The 14,914-nt window shown below is 64.8% G+C and carries 18 protein-coding genes; 7 read left to right on the top strand and 11 right to left on the bottom strand.

Annotated features, from left to right (window positions below; all coding sequences use genetic code 11):
- The first annotated feature begins 83 nt into the window (after nt 1-83).
- Together ACX80C_RS06075 and ACX80C_RS06070 are read left to right on the top strand one after the other, a co-directional pair.
- Nucleotides 84-380 (top strand): type II toxin-antitoxin system Phd/YefM family antitoxin, encoded by a 297-nt coding sequence (locus ACX80C_RS06075; RefSeq protein WP_459325389.1) that lies wholly within the window; start codon nt 84-86, stop codon nt 378-380.
- Nucleotides 381-385: 5 nt separating this feature from the next.
- On the top strand, nt 386-766 hold the full coding sequence (locus ACX80C_RS06070) for a type II toxin-antitoxin system VapC family toxin (RefSeq protein WP_459325387.1): 381 nt from the start codon (nt 386-388) through the stop codon (nt 764-766).
- Here the strand turns inward: ACX80C_RS06070 and ACX80C_RS06065 are convergent, their stop codons facing one another.
- The 5 genes from ACX80C_RS06065 to ACX80C_RS06045 form a co-directional block, all read right to left on the bottom strand.
- Entirely contained in the window at nt 767-1,627 is an 861-nt protein-coding gene (locus ACX80C_RS06065; RefSeq protein ID WP_459325386.1) for a 3-hydroxyacyl-CoA dehydrogenase family protein, read from the bottom strand.
- Nucleotides 1,624-2,376 (bottom strand): enoyl-CoA hydratase/isomerase family protein, encoded by a 753-nt coding sequence (locus ACX80C_RS06060; RefSeq protein ID WP_459325385.1) that lies wholly within the window; start codon nt 2,374-2,376, stop codon nt 1,624-1,626. Before ACX80C_RS06060 ends, ACX80C_RS06065 begins: the two co-directional genes overlap by 4 nt.
- Entirely contained in the window at nt 2,376-3,572 is a 1,197-nt protein-coding gene (locus tag ACX80C_RS06055; RefSeq protein ID WP_459325384.1) for a thiolase family protein, read from the bottom strand. The genes ACX80C_RS06060 and ACX80C_RS06055 overlap by 1 nt, the downstream gene beginning before the upstream one ends.
- Nucleotides 3,573-3,787: 215 nt before the next feature.
- Nucleotides 3,788-5,410: an ABC-F family ATP-binding cassette domain-containing protein gene (locus ACX80C_RS06050; protein WP_459325382.1), complete on the bottom strand. Its 1,623-nt coding sequence runs from the start codon at nt 5,408-5,410 to the stop codon at nt 3,788-3,790.
- A gap of 174 nt (nt 5,411-5,584) precedes the next feature.
- Entirely contained in the window at nt 5,585-5,794 is a 210-nt protein-coding gene (locus tag ACX80C_RS06045; protein ID WP_459325381.1) for a dodecin, read from the bottom strand.
- 186 nt (nt 5,795-5,980) lie between these two features.
- Between ACX80C_RS06045 and ACX80C_RS06040 the strand changes: the two genes are divergently transcribed.
- Nucleotides 5,981-6,418, top strand: coding sequence for a VOC family protein (locus ACX80C_RS06040; protein ID WP_459325380.1), 438 nt, complete (start codon nt 5,981-5,983; stop codon nt 6,416-6,418).
- Between the two features lie 6 nt (nt 6,419-6,424).
- Here the strand turns inward: ACX80C_RS06040 and ACX80C_RS06035 are convergent, their stop codons facing one another.
- Complete coding sequence (locus ACX80C_RS06035) at nt 6,425-6,790, bottom strand: DUF952 domain-containing protein (protein WP_459325379.1); 366 nt, start codon at nt 6,788-6,790, stop codon at nt 6,425-6,427.
- Between the two features lie 62 nt (nt 6,791-6,852).
- Here ACX80C_RS06035 and ACX80C_RS06030 point away from each other — a divergent pair, with 62 nt between their 5' ends.
- Genes ACX80C_RS06030 through ACX80C_RS06020 form a run of 3 tightly spaced genes read left to right on the top strand, consistent with a single transcriptional unit; the run spans nt 6,853 to nt 9,896 of the window.
- Entirely contained in the window at nt 6,853-7,818 is a 966-nt protein-coding gene (locus tag ACX80C_RS06030; RefSeq protein ID WP_459325378.1) for a 1,4-dihydroxy-2-naphthoyl-CoA synthase, read from the top strand.
- A gap of 6 nt (nt 7,819-7,824) precedes the next feature.
- A complete protein-coding gene (locus ACX80C_RS06025; protein ID WP_459325377.1) occupies nt 7,825-8,958 on the top strand; it encodes an AMP-binding protein in 1,134 nt (377 codons plus the stop codon).
- A 53-nt stretch (nt 8,959-9,011) separates the two neighbouring features.
- Nucleotides 9,012-9,896: a 1,4-dihydroxy-2-naphthoate polyprenyltransferase gene (locus ACX80C_RS06020; RefSeq protein WP_459325376.1), complete on the top strand. Its 885-nt coding sequence runs from the start codon at nt 9,012-9,014 to the stop codon at nt 9,894-9,896.
- Between the two features lie 21 nt (nt 9,897-9,917).
- Here ACX80C_RS06020 and ACX80C_RS06015 read toward each other — a convergent pair whose 3' ends face one another.
- On the bottom strand, nt 9,918-10,211 hold the full coding sequence (locus ACX80C_RS06015) for a DUF4229 domain-containing protein (RefSeq protein WP_459325375.1): 294 nt from the start codon (nt 10,209-10,211) through the stop codon (nt 9,918-9,920).
- A gap of 30 nt (nt 10,212-10,241) precedes the next feature.
- Here ACX80C_RS06015 and ACX80C_RS06010 point away from each other — a divergent pair, with 30 nt between their 5' ends.
- A complete protein-coding gene (locus ACX80C_RS06010; protein ID WP_459325374.1) occupies nt 10,242-10,634 on the top strand; it encodes a PLD nuclease N-terminal domain-containing protein in 393 nt (130 codons plus the stop codon).
- A gap of 5 nt (nt 10,635-10,639) precedes the next feature.
- On the opposite strand, the gene ccsB is transcribed toward ACX80C_RS06010, so the two are convergent.
- From ccsB to ACX80C_RS05990, 4 genes are all read right to left on the bottom strand, one after another.
- Nucleotides 10,640-11,680 (bottom strand): c-type cytochrome biogenesis protein CcsB, encoded by a 1,041-nt coding sequence (ccsB, locus tag ACX80C_RS06005; RefSeq protein WP_459325373.1) that lies wholly within the window; start codon nt 11,678-11,680, stop codon nt 10,640-10,642.
- Nucleotides 11,680-13,443, bottom strand: coding sequence for a cytochrome c biogenesis protein ResB (gene resB / locus ACX80C_RS06000; protein ID WP_459325371.1), 1,764 nt, complete (start codon nt 13,441-13,443; stop codon nt 11,680-11,682). The genes ccsB and resB overlap by 1 nt, the downstream gene beginning before the upstream one ends.
- Nucleotides 13,444-13,466: 23 nt before the next feature.
- Nucleotides 13,467-14,180, bottom strand: a complete 714-nt coding sequence (locus tag ACX80C_RS05995; protein WP_459325486.1) for a cytochrome c biogenesis CcdA family protein — start codon at nt 14,178-14,180, stop codon at nt 13,467-13,469.
- Nucleotides 14,181-14,280: 100 nt separating this feature from the next.
- Nucleotides 14,281-14,865, bottom strand: a complete 585-nt coding sequence (locus tag ACX80C_RS05990; protein ID WP_459325485.1) for a TlpA family protein disulfide reductase — start codon at nt 14,863-14,865, stop codon at nt 14,281-14,283.
- Nucleotides 14,866-14,914: the final 49 nt, after the last annotated feature.

Genomic DNA, 14,914 nt, shown 5'->3' with positions numbered 1-14,914 from the left:
GCCCTTATCTGGTCGCTGGCTGAACCGTTTGGATGTGCCGCGCCATCAAACCAATGTTACACAAAATGTGCTACATTACTTCCATGGCCAAGCCAGGTAGAAAGAGCGTTGGAGTACGGGAACTGCGCCAGAACGCGTCGAGCATTTTGGAGGAAGCCCTGCGGACGGGAGAAAGCGTGCTCATCACCAACCACGGCCGGCCAATGGCTACCCTCCAACCAATGACGCCGGATCTCGTCTGGCGGGAGCAGCTCATCGCAGACGGAAGGCTGATTCCGGCCACTGCTAACTGGCGGGATCTCCCACCGCCCTTGCCTGCATCAGAAGACGCGCCGTCAATGAGTGAAATTCTTGAGGAAATGCGGGCAGACCGGCTGTGATCTATATGGACACCTCCGCCCTCGTGAAGATGATCGTAACGGAAGCCGAGTCAGCGAAGTTACTCACTTATCTGGGGTCACGGGACGAACGCCTAGCTACATCGCAGATCGGAGCTGTGGAGTTGGCGCGTAGTTCGCGCAGACGGGACAGCTCCGCTGCCAGCCGGAGTAAGGAGCTTCTGGCCAGCATTGAAATTGCTCCTCTCACCCTCGAGATTTCCCGGAAGGCAGCGGAGCTTGAGCCCTTCAGCCTGAGAACACTCGACGCGATCCATGTCGCTACAGCGGATGAACTCCGTGCAGCACTGGTTATCAGTTACAACCAGCGCATGATCGAGGCCTGTGCAGCTAACGGACTCGAGGTTGCGTTCCCCGGAGCAAACTAACTACCCGTCCCAGGTGAAGAAGCCCTGGCCGGACTTCCGGCCCAGTTCGCCGCGGGCAACCTTGTCCCGGAGAATCTGCGGCGGCGCGAAGCGCTCCCCCAGCGTGGACCCCAGATACTCGGCAATCCCGAGGCGCACGTCCAGGCCCACAATATCCGTGGTCCGCAGGGGACCGACGGGATGCTTGTAGCCCAGCACCATTGCAGTGTCGATATCCTCCGGGGACGCAACGCCCTCCTCGACCATCCGCATGGCTTCCAGGGCTATGGCCACACCGAGCCGTGAACTGGCGAATCCGGGGGCATCCTTCACGACCACGGGCGTTTTGCCGAGTGCCTCGGTCCACCCGCGCGCCTGGGCTTCGAGCTCGGCGGAGGTCGACGGCGCCAGCACCACCTCGATCAAGGTCGACGCCGGAACCGGGTTGAAGAAGTGCAGCCCGCAGAACCGCTCCGGGCGCTTCAGCACGCCCGCCAGTTCGCTCACCGAGAGGGAGGAGGTGTTCGTTGCCAGCCAGGCGTCGTCGTCGAGCTGTTCCTCCACCGACGCGAGCGCGGCCGACTTCAGCGCGAAGTCTTCCGGCACGGCCTCCACCACGAGCGCACAGGACGCGAACGCCGAATAATCCGTCGCTACGCTCAGGCGGCCTGCGAGCGCATCCTGGCTTTCCGTCGTCGTGCCCTTGGCGACGCTCTTGTCCAGCGCGGCGGTGACGCGCCCGCGCGCGGCTTCAGCGGCGTCGTCGTCCCGTTCGACGACGACGACGGCGGCACCCGCCACACAGAACGCGTGCGCGATGCCGGCCCCCATGCGTCCGCCGCCGAGAACTCCGACGGTTCCAGGAATGCCAGGTACGTTCACTTTTTCTTCTTCCGGTCTGTGTCTTTCCTTGTCAGGAAAGCCTGCATGCGTTCGAACTTCGCGTCGGACTCGAACAGGATCCCCTGCGCGAGCTGGTCGATCATCGGGTGAGCCTCGCGGGGTGCATGGAACACGCTCTTGGTGATCCGTGTGGCAAGGGGATCCTGCCGGGCGATGCGGTCCGCGAGCTTGTGCGCCGCTTGCAGGAGCGCGTCCGCGGGGTGGATCTCGGTGATGAGCCGGGCTGCGAGTGCTTCCTCAGCGTTCAGTACGCGGCCCGCCAGCAGGATCTCCTTGGCCAGCGGTTCGCCCACCAGCTCGCGGAGCCGCCACGTTGCCCCTGCCGCCGGGAGGATGCCGAGTCCCGTTTCGGGGTTGCCGATCTTCAGTTCCGGTGTGCCGAGCCGGAAGTCCGCAGCGAAGGCCAGCTCCGCGCCACCACCCAGGGCATAGCCATCGAGAGCCGCGATTACGGGCATCGGGAGCTGAGCGATGCGTGAGAAGAGCGTGGAGTTGATTCCTGCGAGGGCATCATCCCGGCGTCGTTCCTTCAGCTGGGCGATGTCTGCCCCGGACGCGAAGACGCCGCCGGTTCCGGAGAGGATCAGGATCCGCGGATCCCGTTCGAGGTCCGTGCACACCGAGTGAAGCTCATCGACCATCTGCTGGTCTATGGCATTGCGCACCTCGGGACGGTGCAGTTGGACGCTGAGGCGGTCACCGTCGTCGTCGATCTTGAGGGTTTCCACTACACACGCTCCAGCAGCATCGCCGTGCCCTGGCCGACTCCGACGCACATGGTCGCCAGGCCCAGGCGCCCGTTCTCCCGCTCCATCCGGCCCATCAGCGTGATGGCGATGCGGGAGCCGGACGAGCCGAGCGGGTGGCCGAGGGCGATCGCTCCGCCGTCGCGGTTGACGATTTCCTCATCGAGGCCCAGCCTGCGGATACACGCGAGCGACTGCGTGGCGAAGGCTTCATTGAGTTCGACGGCGTCGAGGTCGCCGATGCTGCGGCCGGAGAGTTGCAGGACCTTCTGTGTTGCCGGAACCGGTCCGATCCCCATGATTTCCGGCGGCACTCCCGCTGAGGCGCCGGTGACGATGCGTGCACGCGGTGTCAGGCCAAGCCTCGTGAGCGCGGCTTCAGAGGCGACGACGACGGCGGACGCACCGTCATTGAGCGAGCTCGAGTTTCCGGCGGTCACCACGCCGTCCTTGGCGACTACCGGCTTGAGCCCCGCGAGGACCTCAAGCGTGGTGTCGGCGCGTGGACCTTCGTCGGTGTCCACCGTGACATTCTTCCTGCGGTTCGTCGTGTTCACCGGGACAATCTCGTCCTTGAAATGCCCGGCCTCGATCGCCTTCAGCGCACGCTGGTGGGAACGCAGGGCGAAGGCGTCGGCGTCATCGCGGCTGATCCCGTCAACGCGCGCGACTTCCTCGGCGGTCTCCGGCATCGAGAACGTGGTCTTGTCCTGCGCCGCGAAGGTGGGGTTGGTGAACCGCCAACCGATGGAGGTGTCGAAGGAGGCACCCGGCTTGGCGAACGCCGTCGTCGGCTTCTCCATCACCCAGGGTGCGCGGCTCATGGACTCGACGCCCCCTGCGATAACGATGTCCGCAGCTCCGGCCTTGATCATGTGGGAGGCCATGATGATCGCGGACAGTCCCGAGGCGCAGAGCCGGTTCACGGTGATGCCGGGAATGGTGTTCGGCAGACCGGCAAGGAGGGTAGCCATGCGGGCGACGTTGCGGTTTTCCTCGCCGGCACCGTTGGCGTTTCCGAGGATCACTTCGTCAATCGCCTCGGGGTCCAGGCCGGTCCGTGCGACTGCCTCGCGGATTGTGAGGGCCGCCAGGTCATCGGGGCGGACTGCCGAAAGGACTCCGCCGTACCGTCCCACCGGGGTGCGTACCCCGCCCACCAGAAAAGCCTCGGCCATGCCAGTCTCCGTCATCATCAGCGATCGTGTTCGAGGACGGCATAATTACCGACCGTTCGTTCTATAAAGAATCGCACGGGGTGCGGGAGGGGTCAACCGGGACGCTTCATTCCCGTGCAGGTACGGGCCGGCCGGGCGTGTGTCGGGCGGCGAAACACCGAAATTACGACGACGGCGCCCGCCAGACCTGCACGGAAACGTTCGGCGAGCGCCGCTTACGCCGCCCGCCGCTCCACCACCCGGCCCGCGTCCAACCGCAGCTCCGAACCGTCAAGGCCTGCAAACCAGCGGCGCAGTTCCCGGTCGTGGCTGACCACCAGAAGTGTTCCGGTGAACCGCTCGAGCGCCTCCTCCAGTTCCCCGACCAACACGGGTGAGAGGTGGTTGGTCGGTTCGTCGAACAGCAGCACGTCGTAGGAGCCCACAAGCAACCGGGCAAGCGCCAGCCGGCGGTACTGGCCGGCGGAAAGTCCGCCAACAGGCACCGTGAAGTCCCGCGACCGGAACAGTCCGAGGTTCAGCAGCCGGTCCGCGTGTTCATCGATGTCGCCGCGAAGCCCTTCCGCGAATGCCGGCAGGAGCCGTTGCGACGGCTTCGCCGGCGGGGCGAGTTCCTGCGGCAGGTAGCCAAGCCTCCCCCGGTGCCGAGCGGTACCGGCGTGATCCGAGGTTCCGGCGATGGCATTGAGCAGCGTGGTCTTGCCGGCGCCGTTGGGCCCGGTCACGAGCAGCTTCTCCCCCGCGACAACCCGCAGTGAGGACACCGCCAGCCGGTCCACGACCACCAGTCCGGACACCGTGACGACGACCCCGTGCAGCGAGCGTCCGCCGAACCGGGCGGACAGTGCCAGCGGTTGGGGCGGCCGGTCAACCGGGTTCTCCTGTAACCGCCGTAACCGCTCGAGCGCGTTGCGTTTCTGGCTGCTCAGGGCCTCCTGCACAGTGCCCTGCTTGAAGTCGAAGGCCATTTTGTCGCCGTCGCGCTTTCGGCCGTACCCCATGCGCTGCTCGACGGTTGCCGCTTTGAGCCGCTCGGCCTCTTGGGCGTCAAGCCACTGCTGGTACTCCTGTTCCCACCGGCGCCGCTCGGATTCCTTCGCCGCCAGATACCCCTCGTAGCCGTTGCCGTAGCGCCGGAGCTCCAACTTGTCGGCATCCAGTTCCACAATGGACGTCGCGAAGGTCCGTAGGAATGCGCGGTCATGGGACACGGCAAGGACAGCACCCCGGTGGGAGGCGAGCTGCCGTTCAAGCCAGCTGACGGCGTCGTCGTCGAGGTGGTTGGTGGGCTCATCAAGCAGGAGGATCGCGGCCGGATCAGCCAGCAGGCAGGCGAGCGCCAGCCGCTCCTGTTCACCGCCGGAGAGCGAGGAAAGCGCACGCCCCCGCCCCATGCCGCCCAGTCCAAGATGCTGCATCGCCGAGTCCACCCGGGCGTCCACTTCGTAACCTCCGTGCAGCGTGAACTGCGTCTGAAGGTCGCCGTACCGGGCGAGGCCGGCGTCGTCGGCTGTATCCAGGCCGGCCTCCAGCGCATGCAGCTCCGCCTCCATTCCGCGAATGAAGGACAGCGCCGCGTCAATCACGTGGCCCACAGTGTCCGACGCCGGGTGGTCCAGTGTCTGCGCCAGGTAACCGACGCTGCCGTTGATCTTCACGACACCGGCATCCGGACTTTCGCGGCCTGATGCCAGGCGCAGGATGGTCGATTTGCCGGCGCCGTTCTCACCGACCAACGCAACACGTTCGCCGGAGGAGATGAGGAGGTCGACGTTATCCAGCAGAAGCTTGTCGCCGTAGCCGTGGGAAACGCCGGACAGGGAAAGGTGTTCGGCCAAAGGGGTACCTCGCAAAAGTCGAAAAGGCGCCGGCGGAGCCGCCCCGGAATTTGCGCATCGGGGACAGCTCAACGCCGGCGAGAAGAATCGGCACAGTGCGGGTTACATCCACATAGGGAACAGCCTGCCCCTAAACCCAGGATTCGTCAACGGTCATGCGCCTCGGAGCCAATGTCAGCCCTCGAGCCGGAAGCCGAGCTTGACCGTCACCTGCCAGTCCGCGACCGCGCCGTCCACCAGATGCCCGCGGATTTCCTTCACTTCGAACCAGTCGAGATTCCGGAGCGTCTTTGCGGCCTGCGTGACGGCGTTGGTCACGGCCGCATCCACCCCGTCAGGCGATGTTCCGACAACCTCGGAAATGCTGTACGTGTGGTTGGCCATGCTTCCTCCTTGAAGACGTGCGTCCGCTGCTGCGGCGGTTGGGTGCCACGCTAGTCCTCTCCCCCGCCCGGGTCTAGAGTTCCTTTCCACCCAACGACGACGACGGCGGCTCGCACCTGCTATTCCGGACACCGGATGTCCTCAATGGGCTGGTGGGCGCCGCAACCCGCTCTTACGCTCGTCGGTATGACATACAGCATTCAGGTTGCGATCGACTGCACAAACGCTCACGCCCAGGCGGACTGGTGGGCAGAGACCCTCGGTTGGGTGGTTGAGCCGACCAACCAGGACTTCATCGACGAAATGCTCGCCAAGGGGTTCGCGAAGGAGAGCGACGTGATCGAGCACAACGGCATGCGGGTATGGAAGGACGGAACAGCGATCTGCCGCCCGGATGAGGTTGGGGCGAAGGGACGGCAACGGCTGCTGTTCCAACCGGTGCCGGAGCCGAAGATGGTGAAGGACCGCATCCACCTCGACATCAATCTTGACGGCGATGACAAGGACGCGCTCCGGTCAACCCTGGAGAACCGCGGTGCGAGGTTCCTCTATCAGGCGAACCAGGGACCACATCTCTGGTACACCCTGGCGGACCCGGAGGGGAACGAGTTCTGCATCGGCTAAGCCTCGTTACTGCTCGAGGATGCGGAAGCGCCCGTCCTCATCGAAGTCGGCGTGCAGCACGTCCTGGACATACTCGGGCTTGATCGGGCCGTACACGTGGGGATAGCTGATGCCCGCACCGCCGTCTTCCCAACGGACGTCAACGCCGTCGGATTCGATCTGCTCGCTGTCCATCACCAGAACCAGCAGCTCACTGGGATCAGCCTCGTCCCGGTAGCCGGATTCAGCTACCGCAGCGAGCTGATCGGGCTCCGTGCAGTGGATAAAACCGGCGTCGTCGAGCGTCGCACCCCTCGTGGAAACGGCGTAGGGCTCGTCCGCCTGCGCGGCGAAGTTCCAGTCGGAGGCGTAGGCAAGGTGCAGTATCCGCATTCCTGCAGCCTACGCACCGTTCGCTTTGATGTCTGCCCCATTCGCGAAGCTAGACTCGATTGGTGACCACAGACCTTCCAGCCCAGGTATCTGACATCTTTGACCCCGTCCGTTGGCGGCTTGTGGAGGGGTTCGAGAACCTTCAGGACATCACGTACCACCGGCAGGTGGAATGGAGCCAGGCAGAGCGTGCCGAAAGCGAATCCGCGAAGGACCTGCCGACGGTCCGGATCGCGTTCAACCGGCCTGAAGTACGCAACGCATTCCGCCCCGGCACGGTTGATGAGCTGTACCGGGCCATGGATCACGCCCGCATGAGCCCGGACGTTGCAACTGTCCTGCTGACCGGCAATGGGCCTTCGCCGAAGGACGGTGGACACTCCTTCTGCTCCGGCGGCGATCAACGTATCCGGGGCAGGGACGGCTACCGCTATGCGGAGGGCGAAACGAAGGAAACCATCGACCCTGCCCGTGCAGGCCGCCTCCACATTCTGGAGGTGCAGCGGCTGATGCGGACCATGCCGAAGGTGGTCATCAGTGTCGTCAATGGCTGGGCCGCCGGTGGCGGGCACAGCCTGCACGTGGTCTCGGACCTGACGATCGCCTCGCGTCAGCACGGGATGTTCAAGCAGACGGATGCAACGGTCGGAAGTTTCGACGCCGGATACGGTTCGGCGCTCCTGGCGCGGCAGATCGGGCAGAAGCGGGCGCGCGAAATCTTCTTCCTCGCCCGCGAGTACTCCGCGGATGAGATGGTGGCAATGGGTGCTGTCAATGAAGCCGTCGATCATGAGCGGCTTGAGGAGGTAGCGCTTGAGTACGCGGCGGATATCGCCCGGCAGAGCCCGCAGGCCATCCGCATGCTCAAGTTCGCCTTCAACCTCGCCGATGACGGGTTGGCCGGGCAGCAGGTCTTCGCCGGCGAAGCCACCCGCATGGCGTACATGACCGACGAAGCGGTGGAGGGCAAGGAAGCGTTCCTCGAAAAACGCAGCCCCGACTGGTCCAGCTTCCCCTACTACTTCTAGGCTCCGATGGAACTTCTTCCTTTTCACACCCCGCCCGGGTCCGATCCACACGCGCTGCTGAAACCCCTGGCGGACGCACTCGCAGGTGAAGGTCCCGCCGTTGCACCGCACTCGGACGAGCAGCAGAGGTTCGACGGCGAACTGCCGAACGACGAGATTGCCGCGGTACTCAGCACCTCCGGCTCCACCGGGACGCCGAAACAGACGATGCTCAGTGTCGACGCCCTTGCGGCTTCAGCCATGGGCACCGCGTACGCGCTTCAGGCCGAGGGCCAGTGGTTGCTGACCTTGCCGGTCCATTACGTTGCCGGATTCCAGGTCCTGGTCCGCTCGCTCTACGCAGGGACCCGCCCGTGGGCCATCGATCTCTCGCAGAAATTCAGTCCGGAGACCTTCACCGAGGCGGCCGGTGAACTGACCGACAAGGTCCGCTTCACCTCGCTGGTCCCCACGCAGCTGCATCGGCTGCTGCAGGACCCGGCGCCTGGGACCGTCAAGGCACTCCAGCGGTTCAATGCCATCCTTCTCGGTGGCGCAGCTGTGACGGACACGCTCCGGAACGAAGCCCGCAAGCACGGCCTGAAGATTGTCCGTACCTACGGGATGAGCGAGACGTGCGGTGGCTGCGTGTACGACGGCGTCCCCCTCGAAGGTGTTGAACTCACCAACGATGAGGGACGGCTCTGGATCAGCGGCCCCGTTCTGGCTGACGGTTACCTCGGCCAGCCCGGGCTCACCGAAGAGCAGTTCCCCTTCAACTCCGGCCGGCGCTGGTTCAGGACCGACGACGACGGCACGATGGAGGACGGCATCCTGACCATCCGGGGACGGGTGGACGACGTCATCATCACCGGCGGCCTGAAGGTCTCCGCTGTTGCGGTCGCGAGCGTCATTGAGGGCATGGACGAGGTCCGTGAGGCACTGGTCCTGGGCATCGCCCACCCGGAGTGGGGTACCCAGGTGGCTGCCGCCGTCGTCGGCTCTGTCAATCCCGACGCCGTACGGAGGCATGCCCAGCAGGAACTCGGCCCGCACGCGGCCCCGAAGATCGTTTTGACGCTCGACGCCTTGCCGATGCTGCCCAACGGGAAACCGGACAGGCTCGCGATCCGGGCGCTGTTCGAGCAGTCGGTGCAATAACGCCGCACCCGTCAAGAACATGACGGCAATCGCACAAGATCGGAAGGAAAACCGTGGCAACAGCTGCGCAATGGATTGAGGGGGCCCGCCCCCGTACGCTACCCATGGCGATTGCGCCCGTCATCATCGGGTGCGCTGCTGCCTGGGACCTGAACTCATTCAAGCCGGTGAACGCGATGCTGGCCGCGATTGTGGCGATCCTGCTGCAGATCGGCGTGAACTTCGCCAACGATTACTCCGACGGCATCCGCGGCACCGACAACGACCGCGTTGGCCCGCTCAGGCTGACCGGGTCAGGAGCGGCCAGACCCTGGCAGGTCAAGTGGGCGGCATTCGGGTGCTTCGCCCTTGCGATGGCTGCGGGCATAGCGCTGATCGTCCTGTCGCAGACGTGGTTCCTGCTCCTGGTGGGCGTAGGCTGCGTGGCTGCGGCGTGGGGTTATACGGGCGGCCGGAACCCCTACGGGTACATGGGTCTCGGCGACGTCTTCGTGTTCGTTTTCTTCGGCCTGGTGGCCACGCTCGGGACCACGTATACGCAGGCGAACCAGTTGAGCGGGCCTGCGTGGGTCGGCGCGATCAGCACTGGAATCATTGCCATGGCACTGCTGATGGCGAATAACGTGCGGGACATTCCGACTGACCGTGAGGCCGGGAAGCTGACACTGGCGGTGCGCCTGGGTGATACCGCAGCCCGCATCAGTTACGTGATGATGCTGACTGTTGCGTTGCTGCTGCCGCTGTTCCTCGTCTACGACTACCCGTGGGTTCTACTGGTGCTGCTGCTCATCCCGCTGTGCCTGATGCCAAGCTGGCTGATGCTGAACGGGAAGAAGCGCCGCAGCCTCATTCCTGTGCTCAAGCAGACCAGCATCATCAACCTGGGGTTCAGCGTGCTGTTCGCGGCGGGTGTGGTGCTCTCGGGCGTCCTGGCCTAACGTTCGGGCGTGGGCCCGGCATTACGGCTGGCGGCGGTCCGCATTGACCGGCGTATTGGGGTCAAGGGTATCTTCAGCGTCGGCATCGCGCAGTTCGCGGACCGTGCGTACGGGCGGCGCGCCGTCGCGGAACCGGCGCTGCAGTGAGGATGCGGCTTCATTCCGCAGGCCGCGGAAGAACAGGTAGGTAACGCACCAGGCCATGATGGCGCCGGCTATGACCGAGAAGATTGCTCCGAGGCCCAACCAGTAGCAGATGAGCGCGAACACCGCGACGAAGCCGAGGCGGAGAGCGGTGAATTTGAGGAAGGCCACGCTCCAAGTTTACGCGCCTACAATTGATGCATGCCCCGCTTTCTGCTGCTCATCGTGATCCTGGGGATCGCCGTCATTATTTACGCGCTGTTCGACTGCATTATGAGCCGGGGGAACGCAGTGCGCAGCATCTCCAAACCCGCCTGGATCCTGACCATCCTGCTCGTGCCGCTGCTGGGCGCCGGGCTCTGGTTCCTGTTCGGCCGTCCCCGTCAGGACGGGAAGTCCGTGAAGCGCCCGAACACACCCCGTCGCCCTTCAGCCCCGGACGATGACCCACAGTTCTTGCGCAACCTTGAGGTGAAGCGCCGCCAGGAAGCACGGGAGGCTGAGTTGCGCCGTAGGGAAGCTGAGCTCCGCGCGAAGGAAGACAAAAAGAAGAACGACGACGACGGCACGGCCACCGACGGCAAGACCGCCTGAGCTGGCTACGGCATTACGCCGCCGTAGCTGTGCAGACCCGCGAAGTAGATGTTCACGATCGTGAAGTTGAATACGATGCACAGGTAACCCACGATCGACAGCCAGGCAGCGCGTGTTCCTGTCCAGCCGCGGGTTGCGCGGGCGTGCAGGTAGCCGGCGAAAACCACCCAGATGACAAACGACCACACCTCTTTGGGGTCCCAGCCCCAGTAGCGGCCCCACGCCTTTTCGGCCCAGATCGCCCCGGCCATAACCGTGAATGTCCAGAGCACAAAGGCGATGGCGTTGATGCGGTAGGAGAGATTCTCGAGGCTGGTGGCTGAGGGGACCAGCCGCATGAACGGCAGACGGTCCTGCCGACCGGCGGCCAGGCGTGCCACGCGGTCGGACTGGAGCAGTTGCAGCACCGACATCACGAAGGTGAGGGTGAACAGCGCCGACGCTGTAACGGCCACCGAAACGTGGATGATTAGCCAGTAGCTCTGCAGCGCGGGCACCAGGTTTGCAACCGGTGTCGGGAATCCTATGGTCGCCGCGCAGAGCATGACAACCACGAGGCCGATCACGAACGTTCCGAGGAACCTGAGGTCCTTGCGCGTCAGCACCACCAGGAAGACCAGTGCTACCACCAGGCCGCCGGTGGTGCAGAATTCGTACATGTTGCCCCAGGGAACGCGGCCAGCGGCGATCCCCCGGGAGAGCACCGCAACCGTATGGACTGCTGCAGCGAGGATGGTGAGCGCGACGGCGATGCGCGCCGCGGAGCGCCGCTCACCCTGGTAGTTCATTGCGTCATCGGCTGTACTGGCGGCGGAAACAGCGTTGGGACGGCCCCGCTTGCCGCCGGCCACCGCCCCGGCAAGCACCAGCTCGCGTTCTTCGGCCGATTGAGCGGATCCGGCCAGCCCTGCTTCGATTTCCCGGATCTTGCGGCTGCTCTTCACGAGGTCCCACGTGAACGCCAGGAACGCGGCCGTATAGGCGAGCGCGGCCAGCAGCATGAACAGCTCGCTGTACTGCCCCAGGGTCTGGTTTATGTTCTGCATCAGTTGTCCTTACCGCTCATCCGCGCCGATGCCCCCACGTGCGCTGTTTCATTCTCGTCGTCGTCGTTGGTATTGGCCAGCCAGCGTTCCCGCAGCAGCTTCTCGATTGCGGCTCCCTCGCCGGCAAGCCGGTGGTCCTCACCGCGTGCCAGGAGGCCGTACTCGACCATGACCCGCCCGTCGGTGTGGGTCCCGGCGCGGATCCACACCCGTCGCCTGCCGATGAAGAGGGACGCACTGAGCCCGGCGAGCGCCAAGGAGGAGAACACCAATGCGCCGAGTTCTGCGGGGTCGTGGGTGATGTCCAGGGCAACGTAACGCCGCAGGCCGTCGAAGGTGATTGAGCCCTTGCCCTCGGGCAAGTCCACGGTTTCGCCTGCATCGAGGACAAGGCCCCCGGCGTCGCTGTTCCGGCTGTTGAGCTCGGTGAGGGTGTCGGTCTCGAGCACGTACACGTTCTGAGGTTCGCCGTCGTCGAGCCCCAGGTCCCCGTAGTAGGAGTTCAGGTTGAGCTGGGGCAGGAAAGGGTCCGGGTCCCGGGAGAAGGAGACCCCGTTCTCATCGACCGCCGCGGTGGGCAGGAAGAAGCCTACAAATCCGAGCTGGTCCGGCTGGGCGTCCGGCACCTTCAGCACCATGAGCGAGGTGAACAGCCCGTCCTGCGGTATGGAGACTACCGGCCCCTGATGCGCTATATTCCCCTCGCCATCGCGCACGGTCACCACCGGGGCATATCCGTTGCCCACCAGATACACGCTGGTGCCGCCGATGGTCAGCGGCTCGTTGACCTTCAGGATCTGTTCCTGCGGTTCGGCATCCGGGCCCGCCTTGGTTGTCATGGTGGCGGTGAAGTCGATCGGCTGTCCGTAATGCGTGAGCTGACGGTCGAACTGGACCTCGAAGTCCTCAAGGGTGATCGCGTACGGGTCGAGATTGTCCTCGGAGAAGTTGGTCCCCGGGGTGAAGGAGTCATAACCCACGAGGGTATTGACGAACGTCTCACCCTCCACAAGGATTTTCTGCCCGCGGTAACCGAACAATCCGCCAACCGCAACGGAGATGAGAACCCCGATCAGGGAAATGTGAAACACCAGGTTCCCGAGTTCCTTCGCGAACCCGCGTTCGGCTCCTGCGGAAGGCTTGGAGGCGTCCTCATCGCGGACATCCACCCGGTAGCCGCGCTTCTTAAGCAGAGCGGCGGCGTCGACGACGGCGGCACAGGCCGACGACGGCCGCTCACCTGCCTGCCCGCCGGCACCGGCTTGCCCACCCGCCCCGGCAGGTGTCCCGGCGGCTCCGGCTTCAGGACCGGCGGCTCCGGTTGCGGCCGCCTCCGATGCGTACCCGGCTGGAATGGCGAACGCGCCGTACACCGGCAGGCGGGAAAGCCGTTTCGGAGTGCGCGGCGGCTTGGAGCGCCAGGCCCGTCCGTGCGCGATGGCGCGCGGGATCACGCAGCCGATCAGCGAGATGAATAGGAGCAGGTAGATCGCGGAGAACCAGATCGAGGAGTAGACGTCGAAGAGCTGGAACCAGTCGAGGATCGGCCCCGTCTCAGGATTGTCCTGGATGTACTGGGTGACAACTGCGGGGTTGGCCGGACGCTGCGGAAACAGGGACCCGGGGACCGCCGCGACTGCGAGGAGCAGCAGGAGGAACAGCGCCGTGCGCATGCTCGTGAGCTGGGTCCACGCCCAGCGCAGGGTTCCGAAGAACCCGAGGGCCGGGAGCGCGACATCCTGTTCGCGATCCTTCTTTGCCATGGAGCTTTCCTTTGGGTTGGTCATCAGATGGGAAGGGTCACCCCGCCTATCCATTGCTGAAGTTCGTTGATCCACAGGTTCCAGATCCCGGTGGCCATGAGTACGCCGACGAGGATGAGCACCCCACCACCGACCCTCTGGAGCAGCAACCGGTGGCGGCGGAAGAATTTCATGGCGCCCATCCCGCGGCGGACTCCGAGGGCGATCAGCAGGAAGGGCAGTCCGAGGCCGAGGCAGTACACGAAGGTAAGCAGCGCTCCCTTGACCGCACTGGCGCCGTCGTTCGAGAACGCCAGCAACTGCACCGCGGAGAGCGTGGGGCCGATACAGGGTGCCCAACCGAGACCGAAGGTCAGACCGAGCAGGGGTGCCCCCCACAGCCCGCTCGGCACCCTCGCGTGCAGCTTCTTCTCCTGTTGGAACCAGGAGAACCCGCCCATGAACACGATGCCAAGCACAATCACCACGAGGCCGAAGATACGGATCAGCCAGTCCTGGGAGCCCGCCAGCCACGCTCCCAACTGCCCGAAAAGTGCACCGTAGGCCATGAACACAACCGAGAAACCAACAACGAACAGCCCGATTCCAGCGACCATCCTGCCGCGCTTCTGCTGTTCAAGGTCCACACCCGTCAGACCGCTGACGTAGCCGAGGTACCCGGGCACCAGTGGCAGCACACAGGGAGATACGAAGGAGACCAGTCCTGCGAGCAGCGCCACCGGCAGCGCCAGCAGCATCGAGCCGTTCAGCACGGCGTCCGCGAAGGCGTTGCCTGCGGGCGCCAGCGCGACCACGGCGTTCAGCTGGGGAATAGGAGTCACGGCTGATACATGGCTACTACGCGGCCAGCGCGGTTTTAATCAGGGCGCTGAGCGTACCCCTGTCTGCCAGCCCGAGAATGCGTGCGGCGACGCGGCCCTGCTGGTCGAGCACGATAGTGGTCGGCACGGCCTGCGGCGGAACGTAGCTGGTCATCGAGAGGAGGACGCCGCCGTCGGAATCGTTGAAGCTGGGGTACGGAATGCCGAAGGTGCGCTCGAACGCCTCGGCGTTCTGCTTGCTGTCCCGGATATTCACTCCGTAGAACTGGACGCCCTGCGGCTCGAATTCTTCGTGCAGGGCCACGAGGTCAGGTGCTTCTTCCCGGCACGGTGCGCAGGCCGCGTACCAGAAGTTCAGGACGGTTACCTGGCCTTGCCAGTCAGCAGAGTTCACTGTTTCGCCGTTGTACAGGTCCCCATCGATGTCCACCGGTTCGCCGCGTTCAGCGGGCGCGTACTCGGTGACAGAACCGTCTCCGGCGATGTAGTTCTTGTTGTTTCCCTCGGCCGCCTGCTGTGCCAGCGGATCCTCGGCAGCGCAGCCCGAGAGCACGACGACGGCGGCCAGCACGGGGGCGGCTAATCGCACGAGCCTGCCGATGGATCGGCGGCGGGGGGCAGCATCAGAATGAGTCACAACGTCTTCCACA

Source organism: Arthrobacter tecti (assembly GCF_054511355.1).
The sequence above is the reverse complement of the archived record's forward strand: the minus strand, read 5'-3'. Positions and strand labels throughout refer to the sequence as shown.

Excerpts from the sequence above, each read along its gene's own strand:
- ACX80C_RS06010 (WP_459325374.1), top strand. The coding sequence starts at position 10,242 with ATGCCCCGCTTTCTGCTGCTCATCGTGATCCTGGGGATCGCCGTCATT.
- ACX80C_RS06035 (WP_459325379.1), bottom strand. The coding sequence starts at position 6,790 with ATGCGGATACTGCACCTTGCCTACGCCTCCGACTGGAACTTCGCCGCG.
- ACX80C_RS06055 (WP_459325384.1), bottom strand. The coding sequence starts at position 3,572 with ATGGCCGAGGCTTTTCTGGTGGGCGGGGTACGCACCCCGGTGGGACGG.
- ACX80C_RS06045 (WP_459325381.1), bottom strand. The coding sequence starts at position 5,794 with ATGGCCAACCACACGTACAGCATTTCCGAGGTTGTCGGAACATCGCCT.
- ACX80C_RS06040 (WP_459325380.1), top strand. The coding sequence starts at position 5,981 with ATGACATACAGCATTCAGGTTGCGATCGACTGCACAAACGCTCACGCC.
- resB (WP_459325371.1), bottom strand. The coding sequence starts at position 13,443 with ATGGCAAAGAAGGATCGCGAACAGGATGTCGCGCTCCCGGCCCTCGGG.
- ACX80C_RS06070 (WP_459325387.1), top strand. The coding sequence starts at position 386 with ATGGACACCTCCGCCCTCGTGAAGATGATCGTAACGGAAGCCGAGTCA.
- ACX80C_RS06075 (WP_459325389.1), top strand. The coding sequence starts at position 84 with ATGGCCAAGCCAGGTAGAAAGAGCGTTGGAGTACGGGAACTGCGCCAG.
- ACX80C_RS06025 (WP_459325377.1), top strand. The coding sequence starts at position 7,825 with ATGGAACTTCTTCCTTTTCACACCCCGCCCGGGTCCGATCCACACGCG.
- ACX80C_RS05995 (WP_459325486.1), bottom strand. The coding sequence starts at position 14,180 with ATGCTGCTGGCGCTGCCGGTGGCGCTGCTCGCAGGACTGGTCTCCTTC.
- ccsB (WP_459325373.1), bottom strand. The coding sequence starts at position 11,680 with ATGCAGAACATAAACCAGACCCTGGGGCAGTACAGCGAGCTGTTCATG.